The sequence below is a fragment of the Marinobacter guineae genome (assembly GCF_002744735.1).
GTDB lineage: Bacteria > Pseudomonadota > Gammaproteobacteria > Pseudomonadales > Oleiphilaceae > Marinobacter > Marinobacter guineae.
In genome coordinates this window covers 673,143-691,410 of the sequence record NZ_KZ319340.1, presented here as the reverse complement: position 1 = coordinate 691,410, position 18,268 = coordinate 673,143, and the positions used below count along the sequence as shown (strand labels likewise).

Here is an 18,268-nt window from a genome sequence, read left to right as displayed (position 1 = left end):
ACCCCGGATTGGGTTATGCTCAGGGTCAACTTTCCGTAGGGATTTTCGATGGATATTCTTACCCTTGTGGGGCTTGTGGCCGGCGTCCTGATTGTCATTCTGGCAATGCTGGCTAACGCTTCCTTCCTGACATTCCTGAACCTCCCGGGGCTGGCTATCGTACTCGGCGGAACCTTTGCGGTTACCCTGATCAAGTTCCGGATGGCGTCGGTGATGAGTGCCTTTCGCCTGGCGATGTCGGCAGCGTTCACTGACCGCATGGACCGGCCAGCGGAATTGATCCGGGAAGTGGGCTCGTTGGCCATGGTGGTTCGCAAAGAGGGCATTCTGGGGCTGGAAAATCACCAGACCGAGAACGAATTCCTGCAGAAGGCCATCAATCTCTGTGTCGACGGCCATCCGCCGGAACTGGTGGAAGAGGCACTGGCCCAGGAAACCCAGCAAACCGCGGAGCGTTATGAAGTGGCCGAGCGGGTGTTCCGGGGTATAGGCGAATCGGCGCCAGCCATTGGTATGCTTGGTACCCTGGTGGGTCTGGTGCAGATGCTCAATACCCTGGACGACCCCTCCTCCATCGGCCCTGCCATGGCCATCGCCTTGCTTACGACGCTATACGGCGCCTTTATTGCCCAGCTGATTGCCCTTCCGCTGGCGGATAAACTCCAGCTCAAGGCCGAGGACGAGGCGCGCAATAACGTGCTGATTATCACCTCGATCAAGAACATCATGCGCGGCGAGAACCCGAGGGTCATGACCGAGCTGCTGTCATCGTTCGTCACGCCCGAACAACGGATCGGTCTGGCGCCGGAGCGGGAGGCCTGAGGGTTTGGAGCTGGTCCAGAAGAAAAACAGGAAGCGCCTGCAGAACCAGACTCCGGCGTGGATTGTCACCTTTGCCGATCTGGCCACCCTGCTGCTGACCTTTTTTATTCTGCTGTTGTCCTTTGCTGAAATGGACGTTGAGAAATACCGTGTCATGGCCAATTCAATGGCCGTGGCTTTCGGCTCCGATAACGTGCTGGCAGAGGGTGTGGGCGGTTCACCGCTGACCCTGATCGAATCGGACACGGTGTCTCTGCCGGAGCCGCCCGAGTCCCAGGCCCGAGTGCCGGAGTTCATAGACGAACGTACAGAAGATGGCGCACCCACCAAAATTCCCGGCGGTGTGATTGATCTGGCCAGCCGGATGATTCGGGAACTTGAATCGGAAGTGGCCTCCGAGGCTCTGAGTGTCAACTACGATGAGAACAAGGTGGTTATCCGGTTCTCCGAAGAGGCCACCTTTCGATCCGGAGAGGCGGCCATCAAGCCGGAGATGATTCCGATCATTGAGCGGGTGGTAAACGTCCTATCCGCCTGTACCGGCGATGTTCTGGTTTCCGGTTACACCGATGACCGCCCCATTTCCAGTGACCGCTATCGCTCCAACTGGGATCTGTCGGCGGCCCGTGCGGTTTCGGTGGTTCACGAGCTGGTGATGAACCGGCAGGTTCCCGCTGAGAGGGTGGTTGCTGCCGGCCGTGCCGAGACCAATCCGCTGGCGCCGAACGATTCCCCCGAAAACCGGGCCCTCAACCGGCGGGTGGAAATTGCCATTCGTAATCCGGAGTGTGACGACGCGATCCCTACGGGTGACCTTCCGGTTGAAGTAATGCCCTGAGCCTTATAGCTGTCATGCAGTCTCTCATTCGTAATCCATATAACTGATGTGCTTTCAGGGCTTTATACTGTTCGGCCATATATTTCACTGGCAAAGCGACATGAGAGAGCAACCATGAGCGGACCGGACAAGCCCAAAGTCATTGGCGAAGAATGGAGCGATGAGCGGGTCAGGAGTTTTCTGGACATCCGGCCCTGGGACGCTGCCGAAAATGCCGATTACCATGCCTTGCTGAAAGCCTACCAGGCCATGCGGGCCGGAGATTTTGAGCGTTTCATCGGATTCTTCGTTGCCGAGGGCCGGGATCTGAACGCCACCAATAGTGAAGGTGAAACCATCCTTGATCTGATTTCCCGGCATCGCCGGGGCGTTGACTACGCGAAGGCGCTGGAAAAGGCCGGTGCGAAAAAAACGGCCGCAGCCGGGAGCTGATCCCGGTGCGGACGCGTGAAGCCGGCGAAGTTTACTGCACGTCGACTTCGATGGCCTTGGGCTCTTTCGGTTCGGCCTTCTGGAGTGTCAGGGTCAGCATGCCGTCCTTGAAATTGGCTTTCACGCTGTTTTCATCGACATTTTCCGGCAGCGTGAAGCGGCGCAGAAAGCTGCCGTAGAAGCGCTCGACCCGGTGGTGCTTCTTGTCGTCGGATTCTTCCTCGCTCTTGCGTTCGCCCTGAATGCTCAGAACGCCGTCCTGCACGGTGACCTTCACATCCTCTTTGGACATGCCTGGCAACTCGGCTTCAATGGTGAAGGCTTCCGGGGTCTCCTTGATATCGACCGCCGGTGCCCAGTCGCTGCGGCTGAACAGGTCCTTGCCCTCACGTTCACCACCGGAGCGGGTCACGCCGAACATGCGGTTGTAACGGTTCATCAGGTCCTCAAACTCATTGACCGGATTCCAGCGGGTAATATTGCTCATAAGGATCTCCTCCTTTTCATCGGAACGAATCTGAATAAAGAACTATCAGCCTCGATCGCGGAACAGCTCCATGCCGGTAGCGCAAGCCGGATGGTTATCCGTGAACCTCTGCTAGTTCTCAATGTAGGTGTATCAGACTGGTTTTCAAGGGCTGGCCTGGTTGATATTTGACCAGCGTCAATCGGGGCTCATAATTCCCCGAAGTTCCGGTGCAGGAAAGGTCGAAACCGGTTCATGGGGGCTCCGGCGGTTTGCAGGTCCGGCCGGGTGCCAGGCTGGAATCCGGGCAGTTCACCGGACAGGAACGGTTCAATCAATTCCGGATCGGCACTGATCACATGAATAATCACATCCCGGCTGGCATTTTCCCCGGTAATCAAAGGTGCGGGTTGATGATCACCGAGAATGATCATCAGGGTTTCTTCTTGCACGTAGCGGGAAGCGAAACCTCCGGCAACCTTGAGGGCATAAGCGGTGGCCTGCGCGTAGTGTTCCCGGACCCGGTCCGGGTCACGCCAGAGCGATACCGGCGCTTCTCCAGCGCCCTCCCAGCGTTGGAACACCTGGCCGTCACCGATGGTTTCCCAGTCGTCGAGCACGGGCAGTATTGGTACCCAGGGCGCATGACTGCTGATCAGCGCCAGCTCGGCAAACAGCGGTCCCTCGTGCTGTTCGCGGATGTGCTGAAACCGGCGCCAGGTGTACTGATCCGGCATGGTGACCCAGTTGAACGGCGGCCCCCGGTAGCCAAGGTCGTTGTGGTCGTAGATCTGGTCATACCGGAATAACCGGCCCTCTGGCCAGGCTTCGGTGATGGCTGGCATGATTGCCACAGCCCGGTGGCCGGTACTGCGAAAGTCATCGATCAGGGTAGAGTGGTCGCTGCTGAGCAGTGTCTCATAAGCGAGCTGGTTATGAACCCACTGGCCGCTGAGAACCGACAGGTGCCCGAGCCAGGATTGCCCACCCTGGATCGGTGATTGCAGCCGCCCGGTTGCAATGGTCAGTCCGGCCGCCTCAAGCTCCTCAGCCATGGTATCGAGGCTTTGGCCAATGACCTCCCGGTACCGTTCATCAGTGACTGCGGACACACCGTAAGATTCAATAAAGCCGAGGATCACATCTTTGTTGCCCAGTTGCGGTAGTGGCGTGGGCTGGCTCCGGATTCCGGACGGGGTCCGGAGTTGCTCGGCGAAGGTTTGCGTGGTTTGGTGGGTATGGCTGATCAGGGCGGCCTGGTTGGCCACAAAGGCCAGCGCCGGGCTGCCGATCCAGGGAGTTACCGCGCCGGCCGCGGCCAGTCCGGCAACCAGCCAGAGCGGTTTGGCCAGGTATTTCGGTGAATGATGTGTCAGTCGGTCCAGCCCGTGTCGAACCAGCCAGGTGAAGCCGGCCAGCAAGGCCAAAAACAGTGCCAGGGCCAGAACCGCGAGCAGGGCGCCCAGGTTGGTGGTCATCAGGTTCCAGGCGGCGTCCAGCAGTCGCACTTCCAGATACAGGTTCAGGCCGCGCCCCAGGCTTTCCCGTACCAGAGTGTCCGCCAGAACAAGGAGCGCCAGCAGTCCATAGAGAACTGCGAGGCCCAGGGTGACACGGTACCGCCTGCCCGACTCAGGAAGCGCGCACAAGGTCGCCCACACCATCAGGGCCTCCAGCGAGAACCATGGAGAGGCGCCCGGCAGAGCCAGCGACGGAACCAGAAACAGGCCGTTGAGAAGCAGTAACCAGAGAATCATCGTCAAAATACGAGCTCCGGTAGCCTTTCAGACCACTGGCTTACTGTTCGCTCAGGTAGTCATCCTTGAGCCGGACATAATTGGCAGCAGTGTATTTGAAGAACCCGCGTTCCTGATTGGTCAGCGCCCGGGCCTTTTTACACGGCGAGCCAACGTACAGGTGCCCCGATTCCAGGGTCTTGCCCGGGGGCACCAGACAACCGGCCGCGACAATCACCTCGTCTTCCACCACGGCGCCATCCATAATGATGCAGCCCATACCGACCAGTACCCGGCTACCAATGGTGCAGCCATGCAGCAGCGCTTTATGGCCCACCGTTACGTCGTCACCCAGGGTTAGCGGATAACCCCCCGGGTTATAATCACTGGCGTGGGTGATGTGCAGCACCGATCCGTCCTGGATACTGCAGCGATCCCCAATGCGGATCTGGTGCATATCGCCACGCACCACGGTCATGGGCCAGATAGAAACGTCATCACCGGTCTGGACATCACCGATCACTACGGCACTTGGATCAATCCAGGTGCGTTCCCCAAATTGTGGCGTGATACTCTTGTATGAACGTACATTCGTCATTACATATACCCATATAGCGTTTACCCGGAGATTCGGGGTACCTGTGGGAGAGGCCGTCCCAAAACTGTGCGGAGCCAGGGATGGCGGAGCCCAAGCGTCGCATGGATGTGCCGCAAGGAGCGTGTTTTGGGACGGCCTCTCCCACAGGTACCTTCCCCGAGGTTTGACTAAACGAAATTACCTGAGATTTTAATAGCTGAGAAGGGGACCTATGAATAACCCGTTACTGACCGACGACCTGTTGCCGAAGTTTGACCATGTGCGCACTGAACACATGGAAACGGCAATTGACCAGATTCTCAGTGAAAACCGCGTCAAGATTGGGAGCCTTGCCCAGAATGAGGATCCCACCTGGGACACCCTGGCGCAGCCAATGCAGGCGATGGAAAACAAGCTGAGCAATGCCTGGTCGGTCATTTCACACCTGAACGGCGTGATGAACAGCGACGACCTGCGCAAGGTCTACAAAAACTGCCTGGAAAAGCTGACCGAGTACACCACCGAAGTCAGCCAGAACGAGGCACTTTGCAACGCCTACAAGAAAGTGGCGGCGCGAGAGGACTTCAAGGATCTGAGCGAAGCCCAGCGCAAGTCGGTTGAAAACACCCTGCGGGACTTCCATTTGGGCGGTGTCGATCTGCCTGAAGACAAGAAAAAGCAGTATGCCGATCTGTCCCGGGAGCTGGCGGAACTGTCCAATCGGTTCAGCGACAATACTCTGGATGCGACCCAGCACTGGTTCAAACATATCACCAATGTGGATGAGTTGAGCGGTATCCCGGAAACGGCCATTGAAGGCGCCAAGCAGGCCGCCCGGCAGAAAGAGCTGGACGGCTATGTGATTACCCTGGATTTCCCCAGCTTTTTCCCGGTTCTGACTTATTGCGACAACCGCGACCTGCGCCGGGAAGTCTATGAAGCCTTTGGCACGCGGGCATCGGATCAGGGTCCCGATGCTGGTCAGTGGGACAACACACCGGTCATGGCGGAAATTCTGAAGCGTCGTCACGCTCTTGCCCAGCTGCTGGGTTTTGACAATTTTGCCGAGCGCTCGCTGGCCACCAAAATGGCCCGTAGCAGCGATGAAGTGCTGGAGTTCCTGAACCAGCTCGCGGCCAAGGCAAAGCCCCAGGCCGAAAAGGAATTTGCCGAGCTGAAGGCGTTTGCCAAAGACGAGTTTGGCGCTGATGACATGCAGGCCTGGGACATTGGCTATTACAGCGAGAAACTGCGCCAGAAGCGTTATGACATCTCCCCGGAAACCCTGCGACCCTGGTTCCCGGTGAACAACGTGGTGCCCGGCCTGTTCCGGGTGGCAGAGAAACTGTTTGATGTACAGATTGAAGCCAGGCCCGAGGTGGAGACCTGGCACGAAGACGCCACCGCCTACTGCATCAGCCGTAACGGCGAACCCCTGGCCTGGTTCTATCTGGACCTGTTTGCCCGCCAGGGTAAGCGTGGCGGCGCCTGGATGGCTGATTGCCGGGTTCGGTGGCGCAACCAGCGTGGTCACTTGCAGCTGCCGGTCGCCTTCCTGACCTGTAACTTCACGCCACCGGTGAATGGCAAACCGTCGCTACTGACCCACGACGAAGTCACTACCCTGTTCCACGAATTCGGCCACGGCCTGCACCACATGCTGACCCAGGTCGACGTGCTGGACGTATCTGGCATCAACGGCGTGGCCTGGGATGCCGTGGAGTTGCCCAGCCAGTTCCTGGAAAACTGGTGCTGGAACCCGGAATCCCTGGGGTTGATCGCCGCGCACCACGAAACCGGCGAACCACTCCCGGAAGACCTGTTGCAGAAGCTGCTGGCGGCGAAGAACTTCCAGTCCGGCATGGCCATGGTGCGCCAGCTGGAATTCTCCCTGTTCGACTTCCGCCTGCATGCCGAATTCACCAGCGAGGCACCCACCAACCCGCTGGATATGCACCGCAAGGTCCGCAGCGAGATTGCTGTGGTGCCGGCCCCGGAATTCAACCGTTTCCCCAACTCGTTCTCCCACATCTTCGCGGGCGGATACGCAGCGGGTTACTACAGCTACAAGTGGGCGGAAGTGCTGGCCGCCGATGCCTTCTCCCTGTTTGAGGAAAAAGGCATCTTCGATCCGGAAACCGGTAAGGCTTTCCTTACCAACATCCTTGAGAAAGGCGGCTCGCAGGAGCCCATGGAACTGTTCAAGGCCTTCCGGGGTCGAGAGCCTCAGGTGGATGCGTTGTTGAGACACTGCGGCATTGCGGGCGAAGCAGCCTGACGAAACGCGATGTCGGATTACGCTTCGCTAATCCGACCTACAGCATTGGTGTCGTCTGCCGGATCGTCAGGAACGTAAGTCGGGTTAGGCCAAAGGCCGTAACCCGACAACCAATGCCCAAATTTACTGGAGTATTTTATGGCGAGTCCAAAACGTTTTATCGCCGGCGCCGTCTGCCCCCGCTGTGCGGAGATGGACAAGATCATGATGTTCACCACCGACGACGATGACCAGGTCCGCGAGTGCGTGGCCTGCGGCTTCACCGATGCGGTGTCCGACGTCGAACAGCCGGCCAACCCGGAGCTGGAAACCCGGGTGAACAAGCGCAAGAACGAGGATGATCACACCGTCAAACAGGTGGTGTTTTTCAAGGCATCCGCCGACGACGGGGAGTAGCCTGTCCCTCGCAGCCCCCCAACCAGGAAGGCTACAAAGGACAGCAACCTCCGAGTTCAGAGAATCACGGCCGCCAACCACCCGAAGCCAAGCAACGGCAGGTTGTAGTGCAGGAACGTCGGCACCACGGTATCCCAGATGTGGTTGTGCTGGCCGTCGGCGTTCAGGCCGGCGGTTGGGCCGAGGGTGGAATCTGAGGCCGGGGAGCCGGCGTCACCCAGGGCACCGGCGGTGCCGACCAGGGCGACGATGGCCAGGGGGCTGAAGCCTATTTCCAGGGCCAGGGGCACGTACAGCGCCGCGATGATGGGGATGGTGGAGAACGACGAGCCGATGCCCATGGTGATCAGTAGGCCCACCACCAGCATCAGGAAGGCCGCCATGGCCTTGTTCTCACCGATGGTCGCCACGGAGCTTTCGACCAGTGTGGCGATTTCGCCGGTTTCCCGCATGACTTCCGCAAAACCTGAAGCAGCAATCATGATGAAACCGATCATTGCCAGCATTTTCATGCCCTCGGTGAACAGGTCATCCGCTTCTTTCCATTTCACCACACCCGAGATATTGAACAGCACAAAGCCTGCCAGTGCGCCAAGGATCATGGAGCCCAGCCAGAGCTGCACCACAAAGGCAGTGACGATGGCCACCAGGGCCATGATCAGGGTTCGCGGGCTGTAGCTCACGTCGACCCGCTCCGTGCGGGCGATGGCGTTCATGTTGTAGCGGCGCTCGCCACGATAGCTGAAGAACACCGCAATGATCAGGCCGCAGAGCATGCCCAGGGCCGGCAGGGCCATGGCGGACATGACGTTCAGGTCGGTGGTATCAACACCGCTTTCGTTCACGTTCGCCAGCAGGATTTCATTCAGGTAGATACCGCCAAAGCCCACTGGCAGGAACATGTACGGGGTGATCAGGCCGAAAGTCAGTACGCAGGCGACCAGGCGACGGTCCATGTTCAGTTTCGCCATCACGTACAGCAGTGGCGGTACGACCAGGGGAATAAAGGCGATGTGGATTGGCAGGATGTTCTGGGACGAGATGGCGATGGCCAGCAGAAGGCCGATAATCAGGAAGCGAATGCCATTGACGGCCTTGCCTTCGTCTTGCCGGCCAACCAGAGCCAGGGCTTTGTCCGCCAGGGCGTGAGCCAGGCCGGACTTGCCGATGGCGACCGCGAAAGCCCCCAGGGTGGCGTAGGACAGCGCCACGGTGGCACCGCCGCCGAGGCCACTATTGAAGGCTTCAATAGTGGCATCCAGGGACAGGCCTGCGATCAGGCCGCCGGATACGGCACCGATAATCAGGGCAACGACAACGTGAATGCGGCACAAACTCAGGACGAGCATGATGGCAACCGCAGCAACAACGGCATTCATGGCAAAACTCCGGGTAGGAATTAATAGTTTATCCCGCCCCTTGTGGGGGCTGGGATCATGAAAAGCGCGGTAATGTGCAGGAAATGAACGTGGTAGTCAAAGCGGTTGTGTAACGGTCAGGCCTCGTCCAGCCGGGCGAAGCGGGGTACCTGCTCACCGGCCACTTCCACGGTTTCCCGGAACATGGCCAGAGGGCGCACCCAAAGGCTGTAATCGCCATACAGGCAGCGGTAAACCACCATCTGCTCCTCGGTTTCACTGTGCCGGGCGATGCCAATCACTTCGTAATCGTTGCCCTTGTAGTGGCGGTAGCGGCCGGGGCGTATCTCGTTTTTGCGCTCAGTCATTATTGGCCTCATCAAACCAGACTAATCTGGCTTTGCAGGAATGGCGGACGCGGTATGCGTAACCGTCTAAACTGTGGAAAACTGTATGGATGCAAAAAGACTCAGTCAGGGACTGAAAGTTTAGAACAACCGGCCAGGCCCGGAAACCGGAAAAAGCTATGAAGCGGCAGGTCCCCCGCATCCTTTTGATTCTATTGTGGCTGGCAGCTCTGGCCGGCGCTTCGGCTCGGGCCGCCCCGGTGGCTTTCGAGTGGCTGGAGGCGCCGGCGGATGAGCTGGTGCTGGCGGATGTCCGCACCTTGCCGCCAGACAGCTGGCAGGCCTTCGGTGCCGGTGATGTGTTCAATCGTGGATTCAGCGATGGCAGTTTCTGGCTGAAGATCGAGGTTCCGCCGGACCCGGCCAACCGGGTACTTGAGATTGGCTATCCGCTGCTTGACGAAGTGTCCGTTCACTGGGTTCTCAATGGAGAACTGATCCAGACCCATCATACCGGCGACACCCTGCCCTTCAGTAGCCGTCCCATCTATCACCGCGATTTCGTGTTCCTGGTGCCTTCAAATACCGAACCGGTGACAGCCTTCGTGCGGGTGAAAACCCTCGGTTCTGTGCAAATTCCCGTGGCGGTCACGCCCTCGGCCGATTTTCTGGCCAATGAGCAGTTGTCCTATGGGTGGCAAACGGTATTTCTGGGCATCATCATTGCGATGGCGCTGTATAACCTGTTCCTGTTCGTGATTGTCCGCCACTCCACCTATCTCTGGTACGTGCTGACCGTTGTTGCCACCGGACTGGTCCAATTGAATTTCCATGGCCTGCTGTTCCAGTGGTTGTGGCCGGATTTACCCGGGATCAACCGGTACTTCACGGTACCGGCCATCAGCCTTGCCCTGTTTTTTGCCGTCACATTTACCCTCAGGTTTCTGAACGTCCGCCTTTATAGCCTGACCAGTTACCGGTTCCTGCAGTTCGTTCGCGCGGGCGCTGTCTTTTCGTTACTGTTCGGCCTTTTTGGCTCATACCAGGCCGGTATTGTGTTGGTCAGCGTCCTGGCTGCGCTGGCAACTCCAGCGGCCTGGCTGATTGGCGTTCAGGTCTGGCGCAAAGGCCAGATTCTGGGTGGCTTCTATGTGCTGGCCTGGACGCCGTTGCTGATTGGCCACCTGATTCTGGCTTTGAGCAAGCTTGGGGTTATGCCCCGCAGTTTCCTGACGGAATTCGTGCCCCAGGTCGGTGTAGCCCTGGAAGTGATCCTGCTTTCCTTTGCCATGGCCTACCGGATCAATCTTGAGCGTCGCAGACGGCAGGAAGCCCAGGAGCAGGCGTTGGTTATTCAGCAACAGGCGAACCAGACCCTGGAAATGCGGGTTCAGGAGCGTACCGAGGAGCTGGAGCGTGCGAACGAGCAACTCAAGGCGATCAGCCTGACTGATGGTCTGACGCATGTCGCCAACCGACGTCAGTTTGACGAAAAGCTGGAAGACGAGTGGAAGCGGGCTCTCCGCCACAGCCATCCGTTAAGCATGCTGTTGCTGGATATCGATCACTTCAAGCGGGTAAACGATGAACTGGGGCACCTGGTGGGCGATGACTGCCTGACCGAAGTGGCGGCCCTGTGCGCCGCCGAAGTCCAGAGAACGGGGGATCTGCTGGCCCGTTATGGCGGCGAGGAGTTCAGTATCCTGCTGCCGGCAACGCCGGAAGAAGGCGCAGTTCAGGTTGCCGAGCGGGTTCGCCAGGCAATTGCCCGCTCCCCGGTGCATTCCGGAGAGGGGGTGGCGCCGGTCAGCCTGACCGTCAGTGTGGGTGTCGCCACCCTCGTGCCCACTCAGGGCATGGAAGCCCACGAGCTGATCCGGCAGGCCGATGACGCGCTGTATGCAGCCAAGGAATCGGGCCGTAACCGGGTGATGGTTGCCCGTGGACTCAGGGAGGCGTCGGTCCCCGGCGTCTGACCAGAGCAGTCAGTTCTTCAGTTTGTAACGCCCCGGCCCGAGGAAAATCACTGCCACCGCTGTGAACAGGAAGAAACCCTGGAGCTCCAGCGCCCAGCCTCCACTGCGGCCAAGGGCCAGCAATTCGTTGGCATGCACAAGCGCAATCGCCACCAGCATATTGAACACGATCAGCAGGGCGCCAATGCGGGTCTGGTAGCCCAGAAGCACCATTAGAGGGGCAATGATTTCGCCCACGAAAACCCCGTAGGCCAGGAAGGTAGGCAGCCCATGGCTGGCCAGCTCGCTCTCAATGAAACCAACGCCGTTGAGCAGTTTGGCAATACCGTGGAACAGCATCAGGCCGCCAAGGGTCAGGCGAATAATCAGTTTTCCCAGATCAGCGTTTTCGAGCAAGGTGCGGGTCTCCATTTCTGGCTGGATCGGCAGTGGTCAGATGAGCCGCACAGCTTACCCTTTTATAAGGGGCTCTCAAAGATTTCGAATGTCCGGATAAAGTGGCAGAAGCTGTTTGATCAGCCTGTTCTGGGCACCGGTGGGTATGTTGTTCTCCTCCATCGCGAGTATCAGGTTCTCGGCCAGGGCATTGAACTGGGTATTGGTGATGGCCATGTCTGCATGCAGCTCCCGCATTTCCCGGCCGGTGTAGGTACAGGGCCCACCACTGAGCTGGCACAGCTGGTCGGTCAGGTTGCGGTGGAACTGCACTACATCAATTCCTTTGAACTGGTGATTGATGCGTTCGTCCTCCACGATCAGGTAAAGCAGATCCTCAACAACATCGGCAATGCCGGCCCGTTCTCCGAGCTGCTGGTACAGGCTGGGCTCGGGCTGGGAGTCCAGCGCCTGGCAGCCACCGAGCATGAGCGCGGCTGCCAGCATCATGGTCAAGGCGCTGGAGTGCAGTTTTAAAGAAAGCATGATCAGAAACTCCCCTGTAGAGACAGGTACAGGCCCTGCTGGTCCTCCAGCGTGGCCACGTCACCCAGGTTGACCAAGGCAGCTGTAACGGCCAGGCGCCGATCCGGAACCCAGGCCACGAACAGGTCCCACCAGTGATCTTCGGCGGCAAAGCCCAGGTTGTCCGGTTTTTGCCGGTATTCGGCGCCCACCAGCCACTGGCGGTTAAGGAACAGCCCGACACTGCCCTCCATCATCAATTCGTAGCTGTTGTTACGGTCGCCGCCGAAACCGAGCAGGCCGCCCTGATTGGCCCGGGTGCTCCGGGCGGTGAGGTTAACCAGCAGGTTGCGCACCATCAGGGCCGCAAAAAACAGCTTGCTGCCACTGACATACACATCGGTGCCACTGTCATCCCGGGCGCCGATCGCCCCCGGAACGGTGAAATCCTGCAGGCGCTTGTGCTGCACACCGGCTGACCACTGGCCCCATGGGCTGTACAGGACATCACCGGCAAGCCGGACTTTGGCGCCGAAGATATTCTGGCGCAGTTCGTCCTGCTCCAGCCCGAAACTGTCCTTGAGAGTGAACACCAGGCTGTCCAGATCCAGGGTCTGTTGCGCCACGGTGAGCTCAATCCGGTTGTTCCAGTTGAGCCCGGCGCCGGTCACGGACAGGCTGTAGTCATCGACTTTGGCACGGCTGATTGCCAGGGTACCACCCCACTCTTCATCGCTGGCGTAACTGCCCAGCAGGGCCCAGGGCACCAGGCCGCCGCCGGCACTGCCTTCAATGGTGGTGACGCCTCCGGTGCCCCAGATTCGACTGCCGATGTCAGCTATCGCCGCGGGTGCAGCAAGGAGAGCCGCCACCAACGAAACCAGAGGCCAATTTCTCATTCCGAATACTCCGGGTTTGGTTCGGTCAGTTCCTGTTTGCGGGCTGCCAGTGATCTTGCGGTCTCCGCCAGATCATCGGCAGAAACCGGGCGGCTCAGGTAGAAGCCCTGGCCCAGGTCGCAGCCCCAGTATTGCAGCAGCTGCCAGGCCTTCAGGTTTTCGATGCCCTCGGCCACTACTTTCAGCCCGAGGCCATGGGCCATATCGATGGTGGACCGGACAATCAGCTGGTCCTGGGGCTCGGAATCCAGCTTCAGCACGAACGACTTGTCGATCTTCAACTCCTGCACTGGCAGCTTACGCAGTTGCGACAATGAGGAATAACCGGTGCCGAAGTCATCAACTGACAGGGTCACGCCCAAATCCCTGAGCCTCTCCAGGGTGGCCATGGCTTCGTCCGGATCCTCCATCAGGGCGCCCTCGGTCACTTCCAGGGTGATGCGCTCCATGTTGTGGTGCCAGTTCTGGAAGGTGTCGGCAATATGCCGGGTCAGTGCTGGCCAGGTCAGGTCCATGGCGGACAGGTTAATGGCCACCCCGGCGTCAACGCCCTGCTTATGCCACTGGCGGGCATCTCCGGCTACGCGCTGGAGGATATGGGCGGTCAGGTCGTGGATCTGTCCGGATTGCTCTGCGAGAAAAATGAACTCCTCGGGTGAGATAAAACCGAGCTCCGGGTGAATCCAGCGCACCAGGGCCTCCACCTGAACCAGTTCGCCGGTGCGATTGTCCAGTTTGGGCTGGTAGTTCATGTGCAGCCCGTTGTTGAGGATGGCGGTATGCAGGTCGGTGATCAGTTTCAGTTCTCTGAGGTGGCTCTCGTCCTGCCCCGGCTGGTAGCGGGTATAGGGTTCTGCATGGGTTTCGGCTTGCTCGAAGGTGAGGTTTAGACGGCGGCGAAGTTCGTTGGTATTGGCGGCATCCTCCGGTAACTCCAGACTAACCATGGTAATGCGCAGGGAAAAGGGTGTCTGGTCGATCTGTAACGGTGATTCGATCAGGTCGTGCAGTTGCCCGGCCCTGCGATCAAGCTCCACTGGCGTCAAAGAGGGGATCAGGGCAAGAAACTCGCCGCCCCCGGTGCGTGCGATGATCCGGGCATCCGGGAGTTCCTGCTGCAGACGCCGTGAGGTTCCGCCCAGCACTTTATCCCCGAATTCCAGACCCAGGGTATCGTTGATGTCGGAGAGATCGTTCAGCCGGATACCGATTAGAGTGCCTTGACCGTTTTCCTTGAACAGCTCGCTGGCGGCGTGCATCAGTGCGTTCCGGTTGCCGAGCCCGGTGACCTCATCGTGCGTTGCGGCGTAGCGAATCTGGGCTTCCCGGTCCCGCAACCTCAGCAGCATGTCCCGCAGGGCATCCCGAAGTTGGGTCAGTTCGCCGCCGGCCCGGATAGCCGGGGCTGTGGGGGTGTCGCCCTCACCTATAGCCCGGGCGTAGTTTGCCAGTTGCAGCACCGGGCGCCCCAGAGTGCGGGCAATCACCAGCGCCAGCAGGATGGCGAAAATCAGTATGGCGGTCACCAGCAAGCCGATTTCCACCGCACGCTTGTAGTAATTCTGGAGGCTGGCATCGCGGCTGATCAGCAGGACCGCCTGAATGGAGGGGGAAGCCGACTCGCCAAGATTGATGATCCGGGTGAAATATCCGGCACTTTCTAGGAAGTTCTGGTCACCGGATGCCCGCGTGAGCTCCTGTTGAAGGTTGTTATCAATGCCGGTGGTGGCGGCGAAATTTCTGAATTCGACGGTGTCTTCGGACCGGGCCCGGAAGATGACAGAGGTGCCACTGAGCCGCGCAATAACCTCCGCCAGGGTTTGGTCCATGGCAAAGCCGGTCACCAGCCAGGCGCGCAGTCCAGGCGCTTCAACCGGAATAACAAGAACCTCGTAGCCCCGGCCGTCAATGGCCAGCAACGATCGGGCGAAACCGTTACGACGGGCGCTGGCCAGTTGTTCGGAGGATATGTCCGGGAGCCTGCGGTTCAAGGTCGAGGCCAGTACTTCCCCGTCGCCATCCAGCAGCAGGGCAAAACCGGCACCAACCCGACCGCTGTGGTTCTCCAGTGTGCTGCCGATGGTCGCCGCATCGCCGCTGGCCACGGCAGAGCGGAAGCCGAAATCCTGAACCAGTACGCTGAGGCGGGAGAGCTCAAGATCAGTACGCCGCTCAATGACCTCCCTGGTCAGCCGCTCACCGATGGTGAGTTGTTGCAGTGCCCGGTTCTTTTCATCCTCGAAGAGGTACACCATCAGCAGGGCAACGATCACCAGGCTGACCAGCGCCACCAGGGAGATCATTGCGGTAATGAGCCGGCCGCGGAACCCGAGGCGAGACGCAAATGCCATTAAAGCTCCCGGAAACGTTGCTGCAGGCGATCCAGTGAGCCATCGGTCGCAGGCTCGGGTTCAAGACTGAGAGTGATGTTCGCCGGCTGGCCGAGGTCGACTTCACGGACCACCGGCCGGGTATTGTCCGGTAGTCGAGGATGCCAGACCTGCAATTCTATCCTGGCCTCGCCGCCCTCAGCGTATTTCGGGTCGATGGCAAGGGTGACCTGGCCCGATTCATTGGTCTGGCCTATGGCCGCTGTATCAGTAACGATAATAAACGCCCGCATGTGGTCGTGTATGTTGCAGCCCAACTCAACAATCCCGGGTTTATCAAAAACAATGGGTGCCTCCGGGCGCCCGGCATAGAGTTCGATGTTGAAGGTCTTGGCTGGCGAGAAAGAATAGACATGGTGCTGGGTGTTGTCACGGTTGGGAAAATCGACACTGGAACCGACAGGAATCACGAGTAGGTGGGGGTGGAACGCGCGATTCTGCTGGTAGATTTCGGCGGAAACCGGCGCCACCTTCCGGAAGGTGGCGATAGAAATTACTGCACCTGTCACGGGTTCGGCGCTGCCACTCTGGGTAACGGTCACAGATAGCTCGGATGAAGTCGCTGCCAGGGGCACGGCAGTCATGATCAGTGCCGCCGTCAATGCTATCGCTGATGGTCTCATCAATCCTCAAAACCTGTCAGGACAGGCCGGAACCGAGGGAGAATCGAATGTGGTTCCTTACCAGCAGATTTTCCCAATAATGCCGCATCCAGTCCCATGCGGCGTTGTTAACCTGTTCGACGAAGGGGTCGAGGTTGAGCTCGTAATAATCCGGCGTGCCTGCTATCTGCAACAAGGTCACGGTAATCGAATCGTCCAGTTCATTGGCAAAAGGCTCGCCAATCAGCCGGTGAGCGAGCAGGTTAGCACGAGTTGCTTCGATATCCACCAGCTCGCTGGCCCGGGTGCAGCGGTTGTTTTCATACATTTCTTCCATCAGCCGATGACACAGATAGGCGCGGATCAGAAGGCCATCGAGACCGTCATAACGGACGAGCAATGCTGAGGGCTGGGTGAAGTAACGGATGGCGGCACTGACAAACGGTTCAAACAGGTCCGCTTTACCTGCCTCCCGGGCGCAGGCTTCCACGCATTCGATCAGCCTCGGCGCCATTTCAATGTATTCAACAACAAACTGAAACAGGCAGGTGGCTGGCTGGTAGCCCTCGATGGTGACGGCAGAGGGCAACTCGGCAACCTTCTCATGCAGTTGCCTGAGGAAGGTGCCGGAACGGGCTTCCTTTCGCCGTGCCTGGTCAATAATTTCGAGGACTACCTGTGGTGTCATTTCAGGAGATGCCAATGTTTGAACAAATTGAGGTCGCAAGGCGCCTCCCGTTGTCAGCAGCTGTTAGCAACGAGTTCCCGGGCAGGAGATCAGGGCTGGCTACCATATCGTGCCTGCCTTTTCTGACAAGTGTAGCCGAGATTTGGCCAGCTGCTTTTCCGGCACTGTGAAAATACACAGTCGTAATGTTACAGATTGAATCCTCATCACTGGCTCTCGAACCATCGTCCGTTCCGGGTATGAGACCAGCACAGCCACCCCATGCTGAGGGCTCGGGCGACCATCAGGGAGATCAACGAGAACCAGAGCCCGTGATTGCCCCAATCCGTGGTCAGCCACCAGGCCGGTGCAAACACCCCCAGAGCAGAGAACAGCATCGTGTTCTGCATGTCACGGGTCCGGGTTGCGCCGATAAACACGCCATCAAGAAGAAAGCCCCATACCGCGGTAAACGGCAATAGCCAGAGCCAGGGCAGGTAACGCCACGCGGTGGTCCTCACCTCCTCAATCCCCGTGAGCAGTGCGATCAGCAGGTGTCCGCCGGCAACAAACACGATGGTGAGTAACAGGGCGCCCCACAGTGACCATCTCAGGGCACTTCGAAAAACCACCCGGAATCGCCGCCGGCTGCCTTTGCCGATGGCTTCACCAATCAGGGCTTCAGCAGCGTTGGCAAAACCGTCCAGGGCATTGGAAATCAGCAACAGGAAGGTGATGAGGACCGCATTGGCCGCCAGGATAGTGTCGCCCTGGCGTGCACCCTGTGCGGTAAAGAATGCCAGTACCAGCAACAGCGCAATGGTGCGGACCATGATGTAACGGTTTACCTGGAGAATCTTCAGGTAATCGCCGAGCGAGCCGAACAGTGCCCGGGTGAGAGTCTGGCCCTCCGGCATTCGGGTCAGCACAATCATAAAGCCAATGGTGGCGGCTCCGTATTCGGCGATGACCGTTGCGATGGCCACGCCCCGGCTGTTCCAGCCAAAAACGGTGACAAACAGAATGTCCAAGACAATATTGAGGCCGTTGGCGGCAATCAGCATCAGCATCGGGCCCCTGGGAAACTGGGTACCGATCAGCCAGCCAACCAGGGTGTACTGGCACAGTACCGCCGGTGCACTCCAGATACGAATGGCTGCGTACTCGGCGGCCAGTTCCGTCACGCCCTCGCTGGGGTTCATCAAGGCTAATCCAATCCGGATCAGGGGCTGGTGGAACAATATCAGTAGCAGCCCGATGCCGGTCGCCAGCAGCACCGAGCGCAGCAGCAACGCGACCTGGCTGAAGCTGTCCCGCTTGCCCCAGGCCTGGGCTGCCAGCCCGGTGGTGCCCATGCGCATGAAGCCGAAGGTCCAGTAAAGAATGCTGAAGAGGTTGGCACCAACGGCGACCGCGCCCAAATACTCCGGGCTCTCAAGGTGCCCGAGCACGGCGGTGTCCACCAGCCCCAGTAACGGGACAGTGAGGTTGGTGAGCATTAATGGCCAGGCCAGTGCCCAGAGGCGCCGGTCGGTTGCCGGCAGATTAAAAGTCATATTCCTTTTGCTTCTTAAAAATTCGTGG

18 protein-coding genes are annotated in these 18,268 nt (G+C 59.0%); 6 read left to right on the top strand and 12 right to left on the bottom strand.

Going from position 1 to position 18,268, the window contains the following annotated elements; all coding sequences use genetic code 11:
* The first annotated feature begins 48 nt into the window (after window positions 1-48).
* From CLH62_RS11235 to CLH62_RS11225, 3 genes are all read left to right on the top strand, one after another.
* Window positions 49-822 (top strand): motility protein A, encoded by a 774-nt coding sequence (locus tag CLH62_RS11235; RefSeq protein WP_099618242.1) that lies wholly within the window; start codon window positions 49-51, stop codon window positions 820-822.
* A 4-nt stretch (window positions 823-826) separates the two neighbouring features.
* Window positions 827-1,660: a flagellar motor protein MotB gene (locus tag CLH62_RS11230; RefSeq protein ID WP_099618241.1), complete on the top strand. Its 834-nt coding sequence runs from the start codon at window positions 827-829 to the stop codon at window positions 1,658-1,660.
* A 114-nt stretch (window positions 1,661-1,774) separates the two neighbouring features.
* A complete protein-coding gene (locus CLH62_RS11225) occupies window positions 1,775-2,092 on the top strand; it encodes a PA4642 family protein (RefSeq protein WP_099618240.1) in 318 nt (105 codons plus the stop codon).
* Between the two features lie 31 nt (window positions 2,093-2,123).
* On the opposite strand, the gene CLH62_RS11220 is transcribed toward CLH62_RS11225, so the two are convergent.
* The 3 genes from CLH62_RS11220 to CLH62_RS11210 form a co-directional block, all read right to left on the bottom strand.
* Complete coding sequence (locus CLH62_RS11220) at window positions 2,124-2,579, bottom strand: Hsp20/alpha crystallin family protein (protein ID WP_099618239.1); 456 nt, start codon at window positions 2,577-2,579, stop codon at window positions 2,124-2,126.
* A gap of 188 nt (window positions 2,580-2,767) precedes the next feature.
* Window positions 2,768-4,315 carry an alkaline phosphatase family protein gene (locus CLH62_RS11215; protein WP_099618238.1) on the bottom strand — a complete coding sequence of 516 codons (1,548 nt, stop codon included), beginning with the start codon at window positions 4,313-4,315 and terminating at the stop codon, window positions 2,768-2,770.
* Window positions 4,316-4,355: 40 nt separating this feature from the next.
* The gene (locus CLH62_RS11210; RefSeq protein ID WP_099618237.1) at window positions 4,356-4,892 is read right to left on the bottom strand and encodes a gamma carbonic anhydrase family protein; all 537 of its coding nucleotides are present in this window, start codon (window positions 4,890-4,892) and stop codon (window positions 4,356-4,358) included.
* Between the two features lie 211 nt (window positions 4,893-5,103).
* Between CLH62_RS11210 and prlC the strand changes: the two genes are divergently transcribed.
* Window positions 5,104-7,149: an oligopeptidase A gene (gene prlC, locus CLH62_RS11205; RefSeq protein WP_099618236.1), complete on the top strand. Its 2,046-nt coding sequence runs from the start codon at window positions 5,104-5,106 to the stop codon at window positions 7,147-7,149.
* Between the two features lie 138 nt (window positions 7,150-7,287).
* A complete protein-coding gene (locus tag CLH62_RS11200) occupies window positions 7,288-7,545 on the top strand; it encodes a YheV family putative zinc ribbon protein (RefSeq protein WP_099618235.1) in 258 nt (85 codons plus the stop codon).
* Window positions 7,546-7,601: 56 nt separating this feature from the next.
* On the opposite strand, the gene CLH62_RS11195 is transcribed toward CLH62_RS11200, so the two are convergent.
* Both CLH62_RS11195 and CLH62_RS11190 read right to left on the bottom strand, forming a co-directional pair.
* The gene (locus CLH62_RS11195; RefSeq protein WP_099618234.1) at window positions 7,602-8,924 is read right to left on the bottom strand and encodes a Na+/H+ antiporter family protein; all 1,323 of its coding nucleotides are present in this window, start codon (window positions 8,922-8,924) and stop codon (window positions 7,602-7,604) included.
* A gap of 116 nt (window positions 8,925-9,040) precedes the next feature.
* Window positions 9,041-9,271, bottom strand: a complete 231-nt coding sequence (locus CLH62_RS11190) for a DUF1653 domain-containing protein (protein WP_099618233.1) — start codon at window positions 9,269-9,271, stop codon at window positions 9,041-9,043.
* Window positions 9,272-9,429: 158 nt separating this feature from the next.
* Between CLH62_RS11190 and CLH62_RS11185 the strand changes: the two genes are divergently transcribed.
* Window positions 9,430-11,226 (top strand): sensor domain-containing diguanylate cyclase, encoded by a 1,797-nt coding sequence (locus CLH62_RS11185; RefSeq protein WP_099618232.1) that lies wholly within the window; start codon window positions 9,430-9,432, stop codon window positions 11,224-11,226.
* Between the two features lie 9 nt (window positions 11,227-11,235).
* On the opposite strand, the gene CLH62_RS11180 is transcribed toward CLH62_RS11185, so the two are convergent.
* The 7 genes from CLH62_RS11180 to CLH62_RS11150 form a co-directional block, all read right to left on the bottom strand.
* Window positions 11,236-11,622: a DoxX family protein gene (locus CLH62_RS11180; RefSeq protein WP_099618847.1), complete on the bottom strand. Its 387-nt coding sequence runs from the start codon at window positions 11,620-11,622 to the stop codon at window positions 11,236-11,238.
* A gap of 75 nt (window positions 11,623-11,697) precedes the next feature.
* Window positions 11,698-12,147: a group I truncated hemoglobin gene (locus tag CLH62_RS11175; protein ID WP_099618231.1), complete on the bottom strand. Its 450-nt coding sequence runs from the start codon at window positions 12,145-12,147 to the stop codon at window positions 11,698-11,700.
* Window positions 12,148-12,149: 2 nt separating this feature from the next.
* On the bottom strand, window positions 12,150-13,025 hold the full coding sequence (locus CLH62_RS11170) for a DUF3034 family protein (RefSeq protein WP_099618230.1): 876 nt from the start codon (window positions 13,023-13,025) through the stop codon (window positions 12,150-12,152).
* The gene (locus CLH62_RS11165; protein ID WP_099618229.1) at window positions 13,022-15,376 is read right to left on the bottom strand and encodes a putative bifunctional diguanylate cyclase/phosphodiesterase; all 2,355 of its coding nucleotides are present in this window, start codon (window positions 15,374-15,376) and stop codon (window positions 13,022-13,024) included. The genes CLH62_RS11170 and CLH62_RS11165 overlap by 4 nt, the downstream gene beginning before the upstream one ends.
* On the bottom strand, window positions 15,376-16,038 hold the full coding sequence (locus tag CLH62_RS11160; RefSeq protein ID WP_099618228.1) for a methylamine utilization protein: 663 nt from the start codon (window positions 16,036-16,038) through the stop codon (window positions 15,376-15,378). Before CLH62_RS11160 ends, CLH62_RS11165 begins: the two co-directional genes overlap by 1 nt.
* Before the next feature lie 16 nt (window positions 16,039-16,054).
* On the bottom strand, window positions 16,055-16,705 hold the full coding sequence (locus CLH62_RS11155; protein ID WP_099618227.1) for a hypothetical protein: 651 nt from the start codon (window positions 16,703-16,705) through the stop codon (window positions 16,055-16,057).
* A gap of 206 nt (window positions 16,706-16,911) precedes the next feature.
* Entirely contained in the window at window positions 16,912-18,240 is a 1,329-nt protein-coding gene (locus CLH62_RS11150; protein WP_099618226.1) for an MATE family efflux transporter, read from the bottom strand.
* Window positions 18,241-18,268: the final 28 nt, after the last annotated feature.

What these genes read in the sequence shown, in the direction of transcription:
- CLH62_RS11165 (WP_099618229.1), bottom strand. Translation starts at nt 15,376, where the DNA reads ATGGCATTTGCGTCTCGCCTCGGGTTCCGCGGCCGGCTCATTACCGCA.
- CLH62_RS11225 (WP_099618240.1), top strand. Translation starts at nt 1,775, where the DNA reads ATGAGCGGACCGGACAAGCCCAAAGTCATTGGCGAAGAATGGAGCGAT.
- CLH62_RS11210 (WP_099618237.1), bottom strand. Translation starts at nt 4,892, where the DNA reads ATGACGAATGTACGTTCATACAAGAGTATCACGCCACAATTTGGGGAA.
- prlC (WP_099618236.1), top strand. Translation starts at nt 5,104, where the DNA reads ATGAATAACCCGTTACTGACCGACGACCTGTTGCCGAAGTTTGACCAT.
- CLH62_RS11150 (WP_099618226.1), bottom strand. Translation starts at nt 18,240, where the DNA reads ATGACTTTTAATCTGCCGGCAACCGACCGGCGCCTCTGGGCACTGGCC.
- CLH62_RS11220 (WP_099618239.1), bottom strand. Translation starts at nt 2,579, where the DNA reads ATGAGCAATATTACCCGCTGGAATCCGGTCAATGAGTTTGAGGACCTG.
- CLH62_RS11215 (WP_099618238.1), bottom strand. Translation starts at nt 4,315, where the DNA reads ATGATTCTCTGGTTACTGCTTCTCAACGGCCTGTTTCTGGTTCCGTCG.
- CLH62_RS11200 (WP_099618235.1), top strand. Translation starts at nt 7,288, where the DNA reads ATGGCGAGTCCAAAACGTTTTATCGCCGGCGCCGTCTGCCCCCGCTGT.
- CLH62_RS11190 (WP_099618233.1), bottom strand. Translation starts at nt 9,271, where the DNA reads ATGACTGAGCGCAAAAACGAGATACGCCCCGGCCGCTACCGCCACTAC.
- CLH62_RS11175 (WP_099618231.1), bottom strand. Translation starts at nt 12,147, where the DNA reads ATGCTTTCTTTAAAACTGCACTCCAGCGCCTTGACCATGATGCTGGCA.
- CLH62_RS11185 (WP_099618232.1), top strand. Translation starts at nt 9,430, where the DNA reads ATGAAGCGGCAGGTCCCCCGCATCCTTTTGATTCTATTGTGGCTGGCA.
- CLH62_RS11155 (WP_099618227.1), bottom strand. Translation starts at nt 16,705, where the DNA reads ATGACACCACAGGTAGTCCTCGAAATTATTGACCAGGCACGGCGAAAG.
- CLH62_RS11170 (WP_099618230.1), bottom strand. Translation starts at nt 13,025, where the DNA reads ATGAGAAATTGGCCTCTGGTTTCGTTGGTGGCGGCTCTCCTTGCTGCA.
- CLH62_RS11160 (WP_099618228.1), bottom strand. Translation starts at nt 16,038, where the DNA reads ATGAGACCATCAGCGATAGCATTGACGGCGGCACTGATCATGACTGCC.
- CLH62_RS11195 (WP_099618234.1), bottom strand. Translation starts at nt 8,924, where the DNA reads ATGAATGCCGTTGTTGCTGCGGTTGCCATCATGCTCGTCCTGAGTTTG.
- CLH62_RS11235 (WP_099618242.1), top strand. Translation starts at nt 49, where the DNA reads ATGGATATTCTTACCCTTGTGGGGCTTGTGGCCGGCGTCCTGATTGTC.